At 46.6% G+C, this 17,443-nt stretch carries 19 protein-coding genes; 14 read left to right on the plus strand and 5 right to left on the minus strand.

The window, feature by feature from the left end; all coding sequences use genetic code 11:
- Window positions 1-227: 227 nt before the first annotated feature.
- A complete protein-coding gene (locus QUB11_RS22580) occupies window positions 228-803 on the minus strand; it encodes a GNAT family protein (protein ID WP_333202322.1) in 576 nt (191 codons plus the stop codon).
- 59 nt (window positions 804-862) lie between these two features.
- On the opposite strand from QUB11_RS22580, the gene QUB11_RS22585 reads away from it, so the two are divergent.
- On the plus strand, window positions 863-1,753 hold the full coding sequence (locus QUB11_RS22585) for a sugar ABC transporter permease (protein ID WP_333202324.1): 891 nt from the start codon (window positions 863-865) through the stop codon (window positions 1,751-1,753).
- Window positions 1,754-2,010: 257 nt separating this feature from the next.
- Here the strand turns inward: QUB11_RS22585 and QUB11_RS22590 are convergent, their stop codons facing one another.
- Window positions 2,011-2,619, minus strand: a complete 609-nt coding sequence (locus QUB11_RS22590) for a DJ-1/PfpI family protein (protein ID WP_333202326.1) — start codon at window positions 2,617-2,619, stop codon at window positions 2,011-2,013.
- A 78-nt stretch (window positions 2,620-2,697) separates the two neighbouring features.
- Here QUB11_RS22590 and QUB11_RS22595 point away from each other — a divergent pair, with 78 nt between their 5' ends.
- A complete protein-coding gene (locus QUB11_RS22595; protein WP_333202328.1) occupies window positions 2,698-3,057 on the plus strand; it encodes a hypothetical protein in 360 nt (119 codons plus the stop codon).
- Between the two features lie 251 nt (window positions 3,058-3,308).
- Here QUB11_RS22595 and QUB11_RS22600 read toward each other — a convergent pair whose 3' ends face one another.
- Window positions 3,309-3,455 carry a photosystem I protein PsaX gene (locus QUB11_RS22600; RefSeq protein WP_333107338.1) on the minus strand — a complete coding sequence of 49 codons (147 nt, stop codon included), beginning with the start codon at window positions 3,453-3,455 and terminating at the stop codon, window positions 3,309-3,311.
- Between the two features lie 126 nt (window positions 3,456-3,581).
- Window positions 3,582-4,586 carry a lipoyl synthase gene (locus tag QUB11_RS22605; RefSeq protein WP_333391768.1) on the minus strand — a complete coding sequence of 335 codons (1,005 nt, stop codon included), beginning with the start codon at window positions 4,584-4,586 and terminating at the stop codon, window positions 3,582-3,584.
- Window positions 4,587-4,784: 198 nt separating this feature from the next.
- Here QUB11_RS22605 and QUB11_RS22610 point away from each other — a divergent pair, with 198 nt between their 5' ends.
- Together QUB11_RS22610 and QUB11_RS22615 are read left to right on the plus strand one after the other, a co-directional pair.
- Window positions 4,785-5,336, plus strand: coding sequence for a response regulator (locus tag QUB11_RS22610; RefSeq protein WP_333391770.1), 552 nt, complete (start codon window positions 4,785-4,787; stop codon window positions 5,334-5,336).
- Between the two features lie 286 nt (window positions 5,337-5,622).
- Window positions 5,623-6,714 (plus strand): PfkB family carbohydrate kinase, encoded by a 1,092-nt coding sequence (locus QUB11_RS22615; protein WP_333391772.1) that lies wholly within the window; start codon window positions 5,623-5,625, stop codon window positions 6,712-6,714.
- An 86-nt stretch (window positions 6,715-6,800) separates the two neighbouring features.
- Here the strand turns inward: QUB11_RS22615 and QUB11_RS22620 are convergent, their stop codons facing one another.
- Window positions 6,801-8,555 (minus strand): CapA family protein, encoded by a 1,755-nt coding sequence (locus QUB11_RS22620; protein ID WP_333391774.1) that lies wholly within the window; start codon window positions 8,553-8,555, stop codon window positions 6,801-6,803.
- Window positions 8,556-9,470: 915 nt separating this feature from the next.
- Between QUB11_RS22620 and QUB11_RS22625 the strand changes: the two genes are divergently transcribed.
- From QUB11_RS22625 to QUB11_RS22670, 10 genes are all read left to right on the plus strand, one after another.
- Window positions 9,471-10,664 carry a HEAT repeat domain-containing protein gene (locus tag QUB11_RS22625; RefSeq protein WP_333202331.1) on the plus strand — a complete coding sequence of 398 codons (1,194 nt, stop codon included), beginning with the start codon at window positions 9,471-9,473 and terminating at the stop codon, window positions 10,662-10,664.
- 114 nt (window positions 10,665-10,778) lie between these two features.
- Entirely contained in the window at window positions 10,779-11,864 is a 1,086-nt protein-coding gene (locus QUB11_RS22630) for a glycosyltransferase family 4 protein (RefSeq protein ID WP_333202333.1), read from the plus strand.
- A gap of 134 nt (window positions 11,865-11,998) precedes the next feature.
- Window positions 11,999-12,760, plus strand: coding sequence for a type I methionyl aminopeptidase (map, locus tag QUB11_RS22635; RefSeq protein WP_333202335.1), 762 nt, complete (start codon window positions 11,999-12,001; stop codon window positions 12,758-12,760).
- Window positions 12,761-13,071: 311 nt separating this feature from the next.
- Complete coding sequence (locus QUB11_RS22640) at window positions 13,072-14,001, plus strand: LD-carboxypeptidase (RefSeq protein WP_333202337.1); 930 nt, start codon at window positions 13,072-13,074, stop codon at window positions 13,999-14,001.
- A 165-nt stretch (window positions 14,002-14,166) separates the two neighbouring features.
- On the plus strand, window positions 14,167-14,949 hold the full coding sequence (locus QUB11_RS22645) for a hypothetical protein (RefSeq protein WP_333202339.1): 783 nt from the start codon (window positions 14,167-14,169) through the stop codon (window positions 14,947-14,949).
- A gap of 320 nt (window positions 14,950-15,269) precedes the next feature.
- Complete coding sequence (locus tag QUB11_RS22650; protein WP_333202341.1) at window positions 15,270-15,467, plus strand: hypothetical protein; 198 nt, start codon at window positions 15,270-15,272, stop codon at window positions 15,465-15,467.
- Window positions 15,464-15,733, plus strand: a complete 270-nt coding sequence (locus QUB11_RS22655) for a ParE family toxin-like protein (RefSeq protein ID WP_333202343.1) — start codon at window positions 15,464-15,466, stop codon at window positions 15,731-15,733. Before QUB11_RS22650 ends, QUB11_RS22655 begins: the two co-directional genes overlap by 4 nt.
- 166 nt (window positions 15,734-15,899) lie before the next feature.
- Complete coding sequence (locus QUB11_RS22660; RefSeq protein ID WP_333202345.1) at window positions 15,900-16,043, plus strand: hypothetical protein; 144 nt, start codon at window positions 15,900-15,902, stop codon at window positions 16,041-16,043.
- A gap of 26 nt (window positions 16,044-16,069) precedes the next feature.
- Entirely contained in the window at window positions 16,070-17,134 is a 1,065-nt protein-coding gene (gene hemE, locus QUB11_RS22665; RefSeq protein ID WP_333046489.1) for a uroporphyrinogen decarboxylase, read from the plus strand.
- 107 nt (window positions 17,135-17,241) lie between these two features.
- Window positions 17,242-17,443 (plus strand): hypothetical protein (locus QUB11_RS22670; protein WP_333391776.1); only part of this gene is annotated, 202 nt, incomplete at its 3' end.

Genomic DNA, 17,443 nt, shown 5'->3' on the forward strand with positions numbered 1-17,443 from the left:
CACGGATAAATTCGGGGGCGTGAGGATTTTAGATTTTAGATTTTGGATTGATTCCACGGATAAATCCAGGGGCTTGTACCATCAAGAAATTCTTGGTCATAAAGATAAAAACTATTCACTCGTATTCTACTATAGAGGTAAAGGGTAAGGTGTGCTTGGTCGCACTCTACATCGAGATATTGGCTCAGTCCTAAGTATATTTTATTTTGTCACTTACTGATTCAACCCTATTCTACAATATTCTCAAAAAACTCTTCCCTGAGAATCGAATAAAGTTTTAGATCCCAATATCTGTCTTTCACAAATAGGTGCTGTCGCAATACCCCTTCCAATTGCATCCCCACTTTTTCCATCACGCGAGCGGAAGCAATATTGTTAACTTCACATCGAGCCATAATTCGATTCAGCAACATCTCCCGAAAGCCGAATTCAATCACTGCATTAACAGCCTCGCTCATGTATCCTTCTCCCCAATACCTCCTAGAAAGTGCGTAGCCAATTTCCGCGCGGCTGTGCGTCATGCTCCATTCCACAAATCCGCAAGTTCCGATAAATTTTTTCTCGGCTTTGTGGACGATTCCCCAATCTACCAGCTCTCGTCTTTTGTACATTTTAGTAAGTGACCTAAGAAAGTATTTAGTGTCTTCTAGCGATGTGTGAGTTGACCACAATGTGTATTGTGATACTTCAGGATTGGAGGCATACTCAAACATATCGCTGGCATCGTTTAAGGTAATTTTTCGGAGCAGGAGCCTTTCTGTTTCTATAGTCGGTAAATTAGCTAATATATCGAGAAGGTTCATTGTGACATTGACCTATATTGTGATACCATTTAAAACTAAAAGCTAAAATTTACAAGCCAATGGTTCGGATTAAATTTGGGCGTTTTAACTGGTTGGATAATGATGCGATCGCAGCTTGGACTTTTCTGGCCCCAGCTTTGCTGTTTCTGGGTACTTTTTTGATTTGGCCGATCGCCTATTTATTTTACCTCAGCTTTACCAGCGGCAGCTTTACTCAGTCGGGATTGCGTTGGATTGGCTTCAACAACTACTGGCGTCTAGTCACAAACCCGGATTTCTGGCAAATTCTCCAAAATACGCTCTATTTTACTACTGCAACAGTCATTCCCAGTTTAGTGATTCCATTGGGCTTAGCAGTTTTGCTAAATCGCTCGTTTGCTTGGCGAGGAGCTCTCCGCACCGCTTATTTTATTCCTTCGATTACCTCTCTAGTTGCAGTTGGCTTGGGTTGGCGGTGGTTGTTTCAAACCGAAGGCCCGGTGAATAGTGTGTTAATGGCGATCGGCTTAAATCCAATTCCTTGGCTGAGTAGCACAGTTTGGGCAATGCCAGTGATCATTCTGCTCAGTGTTTGGAAACAATTAGGCTTTAATATGGTAGTATTTTTAGCAGGATTACAAGCAATTCCGGTAAATCGTTACGAAGCCGCAGAATTGGATGGAGCTAATGCTTGGCAGCAATTTTTGTACATCACTTTACCCGGTTTGCGACCGACTTTAGTATTTGCTACCGTCACTACTGCTATTTTTACTCTGCGGAGTTTCGAGCAAGTTTACGTCATCACCGGCGGCGGGCCTTTGAACTCTACTAATTTGCTAGTTTATTATATTTACGAGCAAGCTTTTTCGCAATTTGATTTTGGCTATGCAGCCGCAGCGGCAACTTTCCTGATGGCTATAGCTTTGATATTAGTCTATTTACAACTAAAAGTTTGGGGCGAAGATGCTTGATTAGCTAGGGGTATGGACACGGCAATGCCCATAGGTGTTAAGTTAACGTCCAAATTTACCAGTCTTTTGTCCATCTAATAAGCCTCTCGCTCCCCCCTAACCCCCCTTAAGAAGGGGGGAACAAGAGCGTCTAAGTCCCCCTTCTTAAGGGGGATTTAGGGGGATCGAATTTCGGCTATAAACGAGAGATACAAAGGATTTGAAACTTAAATTGACACTAAGAACTCATGCCGTGTTCGTACAAATAAAATGTGTAATTAACTGGATTTCCAATTACCCATTCCAATTTTATACTCCATGTGATCTGCTGTTTGTTCAGCTTGTGCTGTACCCAAAAGTTTGCCGACAACGTGCAAAGACATATCAATTCCCGCAGCAATTCCCCCAGAAGTGATGATTTTGCCGTTATCTACAAATCGCTGATTTTCGATAATAGTTGTGTTGGGAGCTAATTCTCTCAATAAATCCAATGCTTGATGGTGTGTAGTTGCTTCCAAACCTTCCAACAAACCAGCTTTTGCCAAAAGCAGCGAACCCGTACAGACAGAAAGCACTAATTCTGCTGTTCGCGCACAATCTTTTATCCAATTAATAAGTGCTGAATTATCGATTAACTTTCTCGTACCTTGTCCTCCCGGTACAATTAAAATATCCGGTGGCGGACAATCGGAAATGGTGCAGTCGGGATTTACGCTCAAACCATTGCGGGTGTTGACAGCACCGGGATGTTCGGCTACGGTAGAGACTGCAAAAGGTCGCTCGCCCTTACTTAATTCTGATGTCACCGAAAACACTTCAAAAGGGCCTGCAAAGTCCAGTACCTCGACATCCTCGAACATTAAAATAGCTACGTTCCTAGTTGCCATAAGACCTACTTCTGATAGAGGCAAAAAATCTCGGCGATTTGTTATCGTAGAACTGGTATAATTTAAATTATTAAAGCTATGCCGAAAAATATTCGCCATCGCGCCGTAACAATCTGTCTTTTATGTCTGGCTTGCGCCTTAGCAATTGCTGTTGCGCCAATTGTCACGCCCGCTCAATCCACAACTCAATTAGAGTTTCGCATTACTCAATTAGAAAGGCAAATTTCTGAACTCAGGGGACAAATCTACAGCTTGCAGAACCAAGGTTCTAGAGTTAACCGGCCTCCGTCTCCTTCCGGTTCTGGTCGGACAAATCCTCGAACGCTGTCGGGAGACCCGATGTTTGACAATTTAGCAACTTTGGCAATTGAAACTAAGCAAGATGTTATTAAAATTCAAGAGCGCTTGTCAAAGCTAGAAGCGTCGAGAAATCGCTAGAGAAGGAAGAAGGAAGAAGGAAGGCACGACACGGATTTTGACACGGATACACGGATGAATTATTGAGCAAAAGTCGGGATTCAGGAGTCAGGAGTCAGAAGGAAGAGGGAAAAAGTCAGTAGTCATTCGTTAGAAGAATGAAGTCATATTCTCCCCTACTCACAACTCCAAACTCTTCCCCTCTCCCTCTCTGCCATTCTCCGACGTTGAGGTCGAGAACAGCAGGGTCTGCTAAAAGTTAACTTGCAGAACTATTCAATGATATGGAAATAAAAGGCTGCAACCACAAAATTGATGGCTAACAGCAACAGAAACCAGCCTGCGCGAAATGTGTAAGGGAATTTGCCCGTTTTCATCACGGACTCGGATTTTAATTGGTTCTTCGCTATCTCTGCCATAGGTAAAGCTCCTAATTGATAATGTCACTCTATTTACAAATAGCAGAGAGCGTCGCACTTATGCACAATCCTCTAGAGTTATTTTTTGTAACAAGGAGTTGATACCGAGTTGAATTCAAATTAGTTTCAATCGCTCTCTCCGGCGTGGTAGGAACTTCGGACTAGAGGCCCCGATCGCACGCGCTCAAACCCCATCTCCCGCGCGATCGACCCGAAACGGTCAAATTCGGCCGGCGTCCAGTATTTACGCACTGGGAGGTGCTCTAGAGATGGTCTCATGTATTGACCGAGGGTGAGCCGATCGCACTTGGCGTCCCGCAAATCAATCATCGCTTCGACTATCTCAGCTTCGGTTTCCCCGTGCCCCAACATCAAACCGGATTTTGTGGGAATAGTTGGGTCATATTGCTTAACAATACGCAGAACGTCGATCGAGCGATCGTACTTGGCCCCCCTCCGCACCGGCCCTTGCAACCGACGCACCGTCTCAATATTGTGGTTGTAACAAGCAGGTTTAGCCTCCACCACCGTGCGAATCCGCTGTCGCTGCAACTCATCGAGGCCGGAATTCTCCCCGTCGGGGGCGGGCACGGGGAGGGCGGGCACGGGGAGGGCGGGCACGGGGGCACCGCCCCTACCTGTTCCCCCCCAAAAATCTGGCGTCAGTACCTCAACTTCAGTATGCGGGTTGAGAATGCGGATTTGGGCGATCGTCCTGGCAAACCAGCCCGCACCCCCATCCGGCAAATCATCCCTCGCCACCGAAGTCAGCACCGCATAGCGCAAACCCAACAACTGCACAGCCTCGGCCACCTTTTGCGGTTCCTCCGGGTCTAGCGGCATCGGAGAATGACCTTTATCTACTTGACAAAAAGCACAAGCGCGGGTGCAAGTTTGCCCCATCAACAAAAAAGTCGCCGTTTTTTGCGCGTAGCACTCGCCCCGGTTGGGACATCTCCCCTCCTCACAAATCGTGTGAATTTGCCGCTGTTTGATAATTTTTTGCACTTGGGAAAGTTCGCTAGCTTTGCCAACGGGCCTACGCAACCACTCCGGCATCGCCTCGATTTCACCCCGCATTTGGGCGGCAACTGCTTTGACAGTAGGAGTTTTAGGAGTTTGGGGCGACATAAAATTAAGTGGCGATTGAGTTAATTCCTTCGATCGTATCCGAAATCCAAGCCCCTGAACTTGTAGGAGTACCACCCGAAATCAGAATCGCGCCGAGGTGCAACAAAACTAAACTCGCCCAGAATTATGGGTAGAATTCTGTTAGGGATATACTGAAGGTTGCAAATCATCACTCATTCATTACTGAAGGAGTCAGTCGTGGCTGGTCAAAAAATCTTGGTAATCGATGACAGTAAAGTCATCCGCGTCCGAGTCCGAGAGATGTTGCCGCAGGGTAACTTTGAAGTTCTAGAAGCAAAAGACGGCGAAGAGGGACTCAAACTGATCCGTCAAGCCCGGCCAAATCTAATTATGTTAGATTTCCTACTGCCCAAAGTCAGCGGTTGGGAAGTGTATCAAAAAGTGCAAGCCCATCCTGAGCTTTCTAAGATACCTTTGGTGATCATGTCGGGCCGCGAAGAAGAGGTGATGGAAAAAATTCCGAAACCCTTTGAGAAGCATTTTTTTGCATTCATCGCCAAACCGTTTGAGAAGAAGCAGCTAACCGAGGCGATCAAATCGGCGATGGTACTGGCCAAAAAGAAACCAGTGCCGGAAGCCCCAGCCGCCGCCGCTGCACCCACTTCGGGAGGGGGCGCCGCCGAAATTCAGGCGATGACTGTGCAAATGGCGAAAATGCAAGCGGAAATTGATGCACTCAAAAAACAAATGACTCAGGTGATTACGATCATCAAGCAGAAATTGAAATAATTCTGCTGTTTTTTGAAGGCACTTATGTAGAAGGAAACTTCCACACCGTGAAACTTTCAGTTGAGTCTCAAGGGCTGCGATTTTATCCGCATTTTTTTGCCAAATTGTTTGAGCGAGTGCGATCGCCAATAGCCTGCAACTGGTTTATCAAAATCCCAGTGAGAAAATCAATTAAAAGTTAAAAATAAAACTATGGAGGAAATTAATTATTAATTAATATTAGGATTTTTAATTCCCGCTCGTTCCACACTCAATTATTAACTCCTCAGTCTCATTTTTTTGGTTAATGACTAACGACTATTCCGATTTTTTGCCTCAACTGCGTGCCTCAACAGAGCAATTATTGAAAAGATTAGACTGCTTCGATCGAGCGCAGGTATTAGCGATCGGAGATTTGACCTTGGACGAGTTTCTTACCGGACAAGTAGAGCGAATTTCCCGCGAAGCACCTGTGTTGATTTTGCGCTACGAAAATACTCAGCAAGTACCCGGAGGTGGCGCAAATGCTGTCTATAATTTAGCCAAACTGGGAGGCAAAGTAAAAGTTGCTGGTTTGGTGGGAAAAGACGACCAGGGAAAGGCTTTGTGCAGTATTTTTGAGGCGGCGGGAATTGATACGGGTGGGATTTTAATCGATTCGCAGCGTCCAACTGTCACGAAAACTCGAATTTCCGGGCACGCGCGGCAGTCGGTGACTCAGCAAATTGTCAGAGTCGATCGCAAATCGGACGAGTTGCCGGATTTAGATTTGCAATTGCAATTGTCAGACTACATCCGGCAGCAAATACCGACAGTAGATGCCGTGGTTTGTTCCGACTATGGCGACGGAGTTTTGACGAATTTGGCGATCGAATCGGCAGTGGTTCCCGGCAAAACAATTGTAGACGCTCAAATAAATTTGCAGCGATATTCGGGAGCAATGCTGTTTACTCCGAACTTGCCAGAAGCCGAGCAAGCCGTCGGATATGCTATCAAAAACCCTCAAACTTTAATGCAAGCAGGACGCGATTTATTGAACTTAACTCAAGCTCAAAAAATCCTGATTACTCGCGGCGAAGAAGGGATGACTTTGTTTGAAAGGGCGAACGGCGAAGAAATCAAAAATTCACCCCCTCCAACATCCATTTGTGAAAAGGGGGAATTTGCCATTCAAAGTTGGGACATTCCCCCTTTTAACAAGACTGATGTATTTGACGTAACCGGTGCTGGAGATACAGTTGTAGCAGCAATGACTTTAGCTTTGTGCGTCGGTGCATCCGGTTGGGAAGCGGCAGTTTTGGGCAATTTGGCTGCTAGTATTGTCGTGCGTCAATTCGGTACGGCAACGACGACTGTAGAGGAGATGAAAGAAGCTTTGAAAGAAATGAGCAGTCAGTAGGCAGTAAGTAGGGGCGATGCCTGTGAGTGCCCGCTACCAACTGACTACTGACTAATGACTAATGACTAATGACTACTGACTAACGACTACTTACTCTTTTTCAAAATTTGCCCCTTGTCATCAATTGTCAAACCGCTATTGGGAAAATCGCTCTTTGTCAAACGGTCAATCAACCCCACAGTCCTAAAATTGTTATCAACAGCCGGCACACCTCGCCCGTCAAGTTGGACGGGGATAATCTTGCCAGAAACAAAATCCCCTTGCGGAGTCATTTTCACATCCAAAATTAGAGATTTACCGAGTGATCCTGCTGTGGACAAAGTGCGATAACCCAAAAAATTGCCCAGGGAGTAAGCAATCAATTTACCTTTATAAAGTTCCATAGCTCTGGGAACGTGCGGGCCATGTCCCAAAATCAAATCTGCTCCCGCATCAATCATCGTCCGCGAAAACAAAACCATATTTCCCCGGTTTTCTCCGTAAAAGAACTCAGTTTTATTTCTCACATTGATAGCTCCCGTTCCTTCAGCTCCAGCATGAACTGATATCACTACAATATCAGCCTTTTGCTTGGCTTTTTTGACAACTTCTGCTCCCGCTTTCAGTTCCAGCAAGGAATTGTGAACGTCGCCGTAGTTGCTGAAACCGATAAAGGCAAAATTCACACCCTTGACATTTTTATAAACAATTTGATCTCTTTTGCCAACAGCCTTCATGCCGTTGCTGTCGATGTTTTTAATCGTGTCCTTAAATCCCTGCTCGTTAAAATCGTAAGAGTGATTGTTGGCAATACTCAAAATATCAAAACCAACATCTTTGAAAATTTTGGCATAACTCGGAGGCGTCCGAAAGGCAAACAGCATTCGTCCGCCGCCTGCTTTGGAACTGTAAGGATAATCGGTCATCGTGCTTTCAAAATTGCCAAACAGAATATCAGCTCCTTGGAGGTACGGTTTTACGGACGCCAATAACATCTCTTTTTTTGCCGGCAGTTTGTTGTAGGGATAATTTGTGCCGGGGATCATGTCACCAACTGCTTTGATGCTGACAGTTGCGGGCACAATGGCAGGTTTTTTGGCAGCCGGGGAGGGCGGTTTTGGATCTGGAAGGGGTTTGGCTGCGGGTGCAGGCGCGGGTGTCGAGCTCACTTCTTGTACCGCAGGCTTTGACGTTAGAGGGTTATTAGTAGCGGTGGTTGAGGATTTGTAAAGTTGAGAAGCCAGTACAAGGCCGGATATGGGTACGAGAATTAGACTCAGAGCACCGACTGACAGCCCTGATTTTTTAGTTTTAGTGCGGGCTAACTCTGGCTGCGGTGATGGCTTTTGCTGCCTTTGGTTTGGGGGTTTTGGAGTGGGGATTTTAGGGGGTTGGGGCGGAGATTGTTCTGGTGTTTGAGTGGGCGCAGTGGTGACATTTTGAGGTTTTTCTAGCTTGGGCAAAGTCACAGGAATGGGAGAAGCGGGTAAACTAGCGGCTACTGCTGCACTCGCAGCTACTGCGGCATTCACGGCAACTAACGGACTCACGGGTTCGGAAGTCAAGCGTTTTTTTAATTCTACCGTCTGAGTCCAAGCGGGCAATTGCTCGCCGTCGCGCCGCCCGTAAACTGTCACTGAGTAAAGGTTATTTGGTTGCAGCCGCTGCAACCCTTTGACTGCGACTCGGAGACAGGCTTCTTCTGCGGGTAAATGTTCTGCTTCCAGCAGCAGGTGCAGGCTGTCATTTTCCCGGCTGGCTTTAGCCGTGACGCCGAAGCTTTGGAGTGCTTGGCTGATCAGAAATGCGATCGCCCTGGCATCGCCTTCTTTTGCTAAATTTAAAATATCTTGTTGGCTCACAAACGCCTCTACTCTCACACTAGAAATTTAGCTCGATCTTATATCAAATTTGGCGGCACAGCATTAAATACCGATTGATTTAACTTAAGTAAGTGGGTACAAATAAACAAAACGTGGGGAGAGGGCGCGTGCGTGAAAGGGTATACTCGCTCTCACTATAGCTTCTCACTAAATCCGACCCTACTTTTACAAGATAGTAGGATTTTTGGCGCTTGCTTGCTGAATACAATATTTCCTAACGGTTATCTTAGTCGATCGCCCAAACACTTCTATCCGGGATAATTGCCCCCTTCAAATTAACATCGGTCAAATCAGCGCTCTCTTTCTTACAGCATTTTTGGTAAATAAAACGGATTTGTGAGCGTCGAAAGTGCGTCCTGGAATGTACTGAAAATATGCGGTTTAGCAGCGAACAATTAACGAAAAAACCGAGTTTCTCGTTACCAGTGCCAATGCCCCTGTCCCACTGTCGCCCAAATTCACACAAAAACGATCGACCCACAGGCTCGGAAGCTTGTTAAACTCTTGGTCATGCGACGCTATTAGTGAGAAATCGACGGCGAGCCACAATCGTCTGCTAGCGCCCCAGCAGTGCTGCGCTGCGGGGCCTGCACTGCACACTGCACGTAGGTGAGATTAGCTGCAATCAACTTTCGGGATGCGGCTGCTAAAGTCGCGGCCGCCGATGTAGTTGTTCGTTTTAAACTAATTAAACTAATTATTTAAAGGAGTTGCACGTCAATGACACAATTGTGCTTATAAGATCTGGCTCGGTGCCCTCTCAAACCAGGGTTTTTCGTTAGTCTGGTGCTATTAGTGAGTTAGTTAAGCCCATAGCAGCTAGGATCGAGCTAACTCAAGGTTAAACTAAAGCTCGTCATGCGGCGTTGCCTCTCAAAACCCGGATTGAGTCTTATGGCGCATTACCGCTCCTCTGTATGTTTGTTCACCTGCATTGCCTGTCTGGGCGCTGCGTTCAGTCCAAGTGCCGACGGAGGGCAACAGGTACTCAATGCCTCTGCGCGTGCTGTTTCCCAAGAAATTGCTCAGGCGAACTCTCCCCCGGACGATCGCCAGGATTCCAAGCCTCCAAAACCCTCTCCAGCGCCCGATAAAAACAAATCTCAGCCGTCCAAAACGTCCAAATCTAATTCTAAGATCCCGAAATCGGTATCCAATTTGATCGTCATTTTGTCTCGTCAGCGGGGGTTCTTAATGTTGGGTTTGGCAGCAGTTGTCGTCACGGCAGCGGCAGTATTTATCATGCTCAAATTAGTTAGCAGTGACGAGTCAAATTATCCTAAGCGAAGACGGGGAAGATTTGAGCGCCACCACCAAAGAAACTCTCCATTCACTAATCCCGATTCTCCTACAAACTCGCACCAAAGTAGACCGCAAGAGAATTCTTCTGGAGGACAATCGCTGTCAGCCTTGCCCTACCCTTTTGGTTTGCCAAAAAACTACAGTATCGAGAGCAGCGATCAACCTTTACCGTTTATCCTGGAATCCGGGGAACCAGAATCCCAGGATGCAGCAGTCGAGGGCGATCGAATTCATTCCGACACCTCGCCCTTGGAAACTCACAGCAACGGATACAGTAACACAGGTTTCAACATTCCCGAAACAACTAATCAAACCGATTCCCTAGCTAAGAAGAAAGGTATTGCCCTTCCCGAAACGGATGGTAGACCTAAAGTTGATATTATTGAAGCACTGATTGAAGATTTGCAGCACCTAAATCCGGCAAAGAGAGGCAAAGCAATTTGGGAACTAGGCCAGCGGGGAGATTCCAGAGCAGTTGAGCCGTTGCTCGATTTGCTACCAAATTCCGACTCGAAGCAGTACAGTTTAATTTTGGCAAGTCTCTCGGAAATTGGCATTCGCACGCTCAAACCCATGAATAATGCGTGGTCAATTTCGCTGCAAAATGAAAATCCCGAAGTGCGTAAAAATGCGATTCGCGACTTGACGCGGATTTACGAATTGGTGAATCAAATCAGTTACTTGTTGCACCGTGCGACGGACGATCCAGATCCCGAAGTTCAGGAAACTGCTCGCTGGGCCATCAATCAGTTGAATCGCATCCGTCCGCGTTCTGGGAGGGATTGATAAGTCTAACAATTTTCAAGTGATTTGAAATTTTAAATTTTAGAGTGGAGAATTTATAACTTAGATTATGTTATAATTAGTGACTAATGACTAATGACTAATGACTAATGACTAATGACTAATGACTATTTGAAAATATTGTTACTCTCAACTTCGGTCGGTCAACTCGGTTCGGGGTTGGGTGGCGGTGTCGAACTTACAGTCCTTAACATTGCTAAAGAATTGCAGAGTCGCGGTCATAAAATAGCAGTTGTAGCACCAGTAGGTTCAGTCTTGGAATCAATTCCTGTAATCGAAATAACAGGTGATTTGCAAGTAACCGCCCAAACACAAGATTACAATGCTCCTATTGTGATGCCCGCAGATTCTGTGCTGGCGAATATGTGGGAATATGCTCGCCAATTTCAGGATGAATGGGATGTCATTGTTAATTTTGCCTACGATTGGCTGCCGTTTTATTTGACACCATTTTTTAGGACTCCGATCGCACATTTGATCAGCATGGGCTCCCTTTCGGCAGCCCTCGATCGCATTGCCGGACAAACCGCAGTCCAGTTTCCTGGTACGATCGGAGTTCACACCGCTTCTCAAGCCAAAACCTTCGCCTTTGCCAAGGAGTGTCAGTTGTTGGGAAGCGGCATAGATTTATCGCTGTACGAATTTTGCAGCCAACCGCAGTCTAAATTAGCTTGGCTAGGCCGCATCGCCCCGGAGAAAGGCTTAGAAGATGCAGTAGCAGCAGCGAAAATTACAGGCATTCCCCTGAAAATTATGGGCAAAATGCAAGATGAGGATTATTGGCAAAAAATTTGTGCAGATTACCCAGATGCTCCGGTAGAATATTTAGGGTTTCTGACAACAAGCCAAATGCAAGAGCAAGTCCGTCAGTGCCGAGCATTGTTGATGACGCCACGTTGGGTGGAAGCTTTCGGAAATGTCGCGATCGAGGCTTTAGCGTGCGGTGTACCCGTGATTGCTTACGAGCGCGGGGGGCCGGCGGAAATTGTTAGAGACGGACTGACGGGCTTTTTAGTGCAGCCTGATAGCGTAAATGGCTTGGTAGGTGCGATCGCCCGCTTAGACCAAATTGACCGCAGCGCTTGCAGGCGACAAGCAGAGGTAGAATATTCTTTATCAGCTTTGGGCGATCGTTGTGAACACTGGTTCAAATCTATCACTGCTAGTAGGGTGCGTCAGTAATAATACTGGCTAATTTTTAGAAAGATTCGCTGACTGACGCACCTTACAAGTTTATTGAGCAGCAATTCAAATCTATTCTGAAATTGAGTTAAATGAACTCTTAATCAACCACAAAAAAGGAAACAGAAAAAACTATGGCCACCGAACGTTTAGTGCTTTTGTCCAGTAGAGAAATCGAAAAAATGCGCCAAGCAGGCCGTTTAGCGGCCGAACTTCTGCTACATCTCGAACCGATGGTTAAACCGGGAGTAAGCACTCTAGAAATTAACGATGAAGCCGAACGCTGGACTTTGGCACACGGAGCAAAAAGCGCTCCGCTAGGCTATAAAGGATTTCCTAAATCTCTGTGTGCTAGCGTCAATGAAGTAGTCTGTCACGGCATCCCGAATGCTAAACAAATTCTGAGAGAAGGCGACATTATTAATATTGATGTAACACCTTTAGTTGATGGTTATCATGGCGATACTTCCAAGACTTTTTTTGTCGGGAAACCTTCACCTGTCGCTAAAAAGTTAGTTGAAGTAACCGAGGAATGTTTAAGAAGAGGAATTGCGGAAGTCAAACCGGGTGCTCGTACCGGCGACATCGGTGCAGCGATTCAAGAATATGCTGAAGCACAGGGTTTTTCGGTAGTGCGAAATTTTGCGGGACACGGCGTTCACCGAGTCTTTCACACTGAACCAGAAATTCTGCACTACGGTAAGCGGGGCACAGGAAAGAAGCTCAGACAAGGCATGGTTTTTACGATCGAGCCGATGATTAATGAGGGTACTTGGGAAGTGGAAATTCTCGCCGATGGTTGGACTTCTATCACCAAGGATGGAAAGCTTTCGGCTCAATTTGAGCACACTCTGGCTGTGACTGATTCTGGGGTGGAAATTCTGACTTTACCGTAGTAATGATTAACAAATAATCTGAAAAACTCACTCCTAAATCAATAATCAACCATATCCCGTAGGGGCGGGTTTCACCGACAATATCTAACGATTATCAACAATCTAGATAAACCCGCCCGCCACAACCGATAACCTACATCAACCTGAAATTTGCATCGAATCCGAAAATGTAGGTTTGTATTTATGGATGGGTGGGGGCGGGTTTTCGAGATTGTCTGTTTCAGTCAGAAATTGTCTGTAAAACCCGCCCCTACAGAATTACGATCGATTCACCAAACACGATATAACTAATAACTAATAACTAATAACTAATGACTGACATAAAATTTCTGCAACCAGGAGATTTGCTCAAAGTAATTGCCCCTAGTGGCACTTTGCGAGAATCAACCAACTTTGAAAAGGGTGTAGAAATTTGGAAATCCCGCGGCTATCGACTTGAATTAACACCGGGTTTTGACGATCGCTGGGGCTATTTGGCAGGTTCCGACGAAAACCGCGTCCGACAGTTGGCAGATGCCCTCAATGACCCGGATTGTCGCGGTATTCTCTGTGTTCGAGGCGGTTTCGGCAGCACTCGACTTTTGGAAAAAGGAAAAGTGGGAAAGGCGGAAAATTCCCAATTTCCAACTCCCGATTCCCATTCGTCGAAATGGTTAATCGGTTTTTCAGATATTACTGCTTTGCTGTGGAATCAGGCTAAATTGGGTGTTTGGGGCGTTCACGGCCCGATGCTGACAACTTTGGCGGATGAACCGGATTGGTCTGTCGATCGACTTTTTGACTGCATAGAAGGTCGTCCCTTACAATCTTTGCAAGGTAAAGGATGGGGCAGCGGACAAGCCACGGGGCGGCTGTTTCCTGCGAATCTGACTGTGGCTTCTCATTTGCTCGGAACCCCGTATCAACCGGATTTGACGGGGGTTATTCTCGCATTTGAGGATGTTTCCGAGGCTCCTTACAGGGTCGATCGAATGCTGACTTTGTGGCGGATGGCGGGGGCTTTCGCTGGGGTGGGGGGCATTGCTTTGGGGCGCTTCAGTCGCTGCGAGATTGACCCGAGTATTCCCAGTTTTAGCATTGAAGAGGTTTTGCGCGATCGGCTGGGGGATTTGAATATTCCGATTGTTTCGGATTTGCCCTTCGGTCACGAGGGGGTTAACGCTGCTTTACCGATGGGAATTATGGCGAGTCTCGACGCTGAATCGGGATTGCTGATTTGTGGCGATAAATCGCAACTTTAGATTATGGATCAACGTCTATAACTTTAACATGAGATTTTGCACCCGCTAAATAGCCGGGTTGGGTGAGGTTGACACGGTTGGCAGAAATTACATTTAAAATGGATTGTGTATGCAAATGTCGGCGCCAAGAAAGCAAAAAGATTTTAAATTTTTCCAGAGGTTGATATGAAAACACACAACTTGTTAAACAGTATTGCTGCCGCAGTCCTAGTTACGGGATTGGCACTTACCGGAATTTCCTCAAGTGCGGTTGGCGAACAGATACGGAATAACGATCGCATAGACGGAGTAATTCGCCGAACTTCCCCGATTTACCGTTTCCGAAATATGTGGACACCCGGATCTCCGACGGAAGAATTGCGTGGTCAAGAATACACATTTAGCGCGAGGGAAGGCGACAACATTGAAGTGTTTTTAGATACAGATAGAAGTCGCGGTTTTACTCCCGTCATGGTGCTATTTTACGGGAACAACAAACAAGTCGCTTTTACGCAAGACCGTTCTTTTAATTATCAAATTCCTCGTAGTGGCGATTACAAGCTTTTAGTGTTAGCAAAAGATGCTGCCAGAGGCGGTAACTACACGCTGGAAGTTGCGGGAATTGATGGGGGCGGCAGACAATCTCGCAATTCGCGGGACGATTGGTACACGAGGCGAGATGACGGCCGATATGACGGTCAATATGACAGAGCACAGCTTCTGCAAGATGATTTTGGCTTGCGGTCTGTTGATTGTCGCGAGAGACGTTCTATGGTGAGAGTAAGGTTTGACGATGGAAATCAAGACTCGACTTACTGCGCTGTCCCGAATAGAAGGTATCCGGCGGGAGATTATTACTACAATTCGCGGACTAGAGATTTAGACTCGGCGAGGCGGAATGATAGTAGATTTGATGCGGGCCGCGATCAATGTCGGGTAGTGGTGGGCGGAGTGTGCGTGACGAGGTAAGTAGGTCAAACTGTAGCGCGGAATCAGAAACCGGGTTTCTACCAAGAAACCCGGTTTCTTTCCGTAAGTTGTTGCGGCATTTAAAATGTCTGTCAAAAAAAATCAAAGTCTTGTGGGGAGTAGGGATTGGGCGTCCCGCCCGCCCTGAATATACAATTTAAATGCGCGACAGCTTATCGACGCACTCCGACTCCTCGAAACCGGGTTTTTTACGCTCATCTGTGGGCTGCAACACGTCTTTCAGAAAAAACCCGGTTTTTGACTACCCGTGCCTTCAGAATTATTGGTATATTAATAATATTAATGATGTAGCAAAATATATGAATGTTAAAGAACTTGAAACAGCAATTATGAACTTGTCAGTTAAGGAACTGTCAGAACTCACTGCTTGGCTGATAGAGTATCGCCAACAGGTTTGGGATAGGCAAATTGAAGACGATTTGGAGGAGGGGCGGTTAGATGCACTACTTGATGAAGTTGATGCAGAGTATGAAGCGGGATTGACTAAAGTGTTATGAAGCATCTGACTTTACCGCGTTTTTGGAACTGCTATCACCAGCTACCTCAAGAAATACAAGCTTTAGCCGATAAAAATTACGAATTACTGAAAGTCGATCCGTATCACCCTTCGGTGCATTTTAAAAAAGTTGGCAGGCGAAAGCATTTGCAATCGGTGCGAGTAGGGCATAGTTACCGAGATCTGGGAGTTGAGAAACCTGAAGGTATTGTCTGGTTTTGGATAGGGACTCATGGGGATTACGATGCAATATTAGCTCAGAAATAAAGCCGCCGATAGAGTGTGATAATAGACGTTTAATTAGTCTCTTCAGCGAGTGGGAGAGGTAAAGTAAATAAAACGTGCGGTTTGCACGTAGCGTTTCCATTCAATTAGTTTGCCCTGCGAGTGAGGAGAATTCCATTATAAACCCCCTACAGTGGAAGGATTTTAGATGTCATTTGCCAGCCTCGCAACCAACCAAATCCCGATCGCCCAAAATCGAACTCAGCCACTCCCCTCATCTCCCTCCCCGCTGACAGATGAATTTTTTGTCAAAAAGGACGATCGCACAGTGGTAAGCTACCAAAGGCATTGAAATATCTAAGGTAGAGAAAAGTTAAAATGTCGGCATTAAATGAAGTTCCCTTGTTGTTGCGGGCAGCCCGCGGCGAAACCCTAGACCGCCCGCCCGTGTGGATGATGCGCCAAGCCGGTCGCTACATGAAAGCCTATCGAGATTTGCGAGAAAAGTATCCCTCGTTTCGCGAACGTTCCGAAATTCCCGAAGTGGCGATCGAAGTTTCCCTTCAGCCGTGGCGCGCGTTTCAACCCGACGGCGTAATTCTGTTTTCCGATATTGTCACCCCCATGCCCGGTTTGGGCATCGACATGGACATCGCCGAAGGCAAAGGCCCGATTATCCACGCACCCATCCGCACTCAGCAGCAAATCGACAACCTGCAACCGCTGAACCCGGAAGAAAGCTTGCCGTTTATCAAAACAATCCTGAAATCCCTGCGCGAGGAAGTCGGCAACAAATCCACCGTGCTCGGTTTTGTGGGCGCGCCGTGGACGCTGGCGGCCTATGCGGTTGAGGGCAAAGGTTCTAAGGATTATGCCATCATTAAAAACATGGCATTTTCCGATCCAACTTTACTGCATCAGTTGCTGTCGAAATTCGCAGATGCGATCGCAGTTTACGTGCGCTATCAAATCGACTGCGGCGCGCAAGTAGTGCAAATGTTCGACTCCTGGGCCGGCCAACTGTCCCCGCAGGACTACGACACCTTCGCTCTACCTTACCAGAAACAGGTGTTCGAGCAAGTCAAAAAAACCCATCCCGACACACCGCTAATTCTGTTAGTCACCGGTAGCGCCGGCCTCCTCGAACGCATGACAACATCCGGCGCGGATATCATCAGCGTCGATTGGACAGTTGATATGGCCGACGCGCGCCGACGTTTGGGCCCGAATATGAACGTTCAGGGAAATCTCGATCCCGGCGTGTTGTTTGGTTCTCAACCGTTTATTCGCGATCGAATTCTTGATACAATTCGCAAAGCCGGTCATCGCGGACACATCCTCAATTTGGGACACGGCGTGTTACCGGGAACTCCCGAAGATAACGTGCGTTTCTTCTTTGAAACCGCAAAACAAGCCGACAAATTGCTTGCAGTTGCTGCTTGAGTCCGACAATCCGACAGGGGTTGAAACCCCTGTCTCATAGCTAAAGTCCTCGCTATGAGGACTAAAGATTAATATTTCAGTCGGTTTTAACTCACCGAAGAGCACCCTTGCCAATAAAACATCCCGTAGGGGCGGGTTCACCAATAGCTTTAAAGAGTGCAGACAGGTTAAATAAACCCGCCCCCAGCCACAAAAAGCCCTTTATTAACAATGGTGCTCTTCAGTCGGTTTCAACTCACATCTTGCACCATTCTCAAGAACAGGCAAGATGCCTGTTCCACAAGAAAATTCACTCTTTGTGGAACAGGC

The organism is Microcoleus sp. B6-A1, assembly GCF_036705085.1.
Lineage (GTDB): Bacteria > Cyanobacteriota > Cyanobacteriia > Cyanobacteriales > Microcoleaceae > Microcoleus.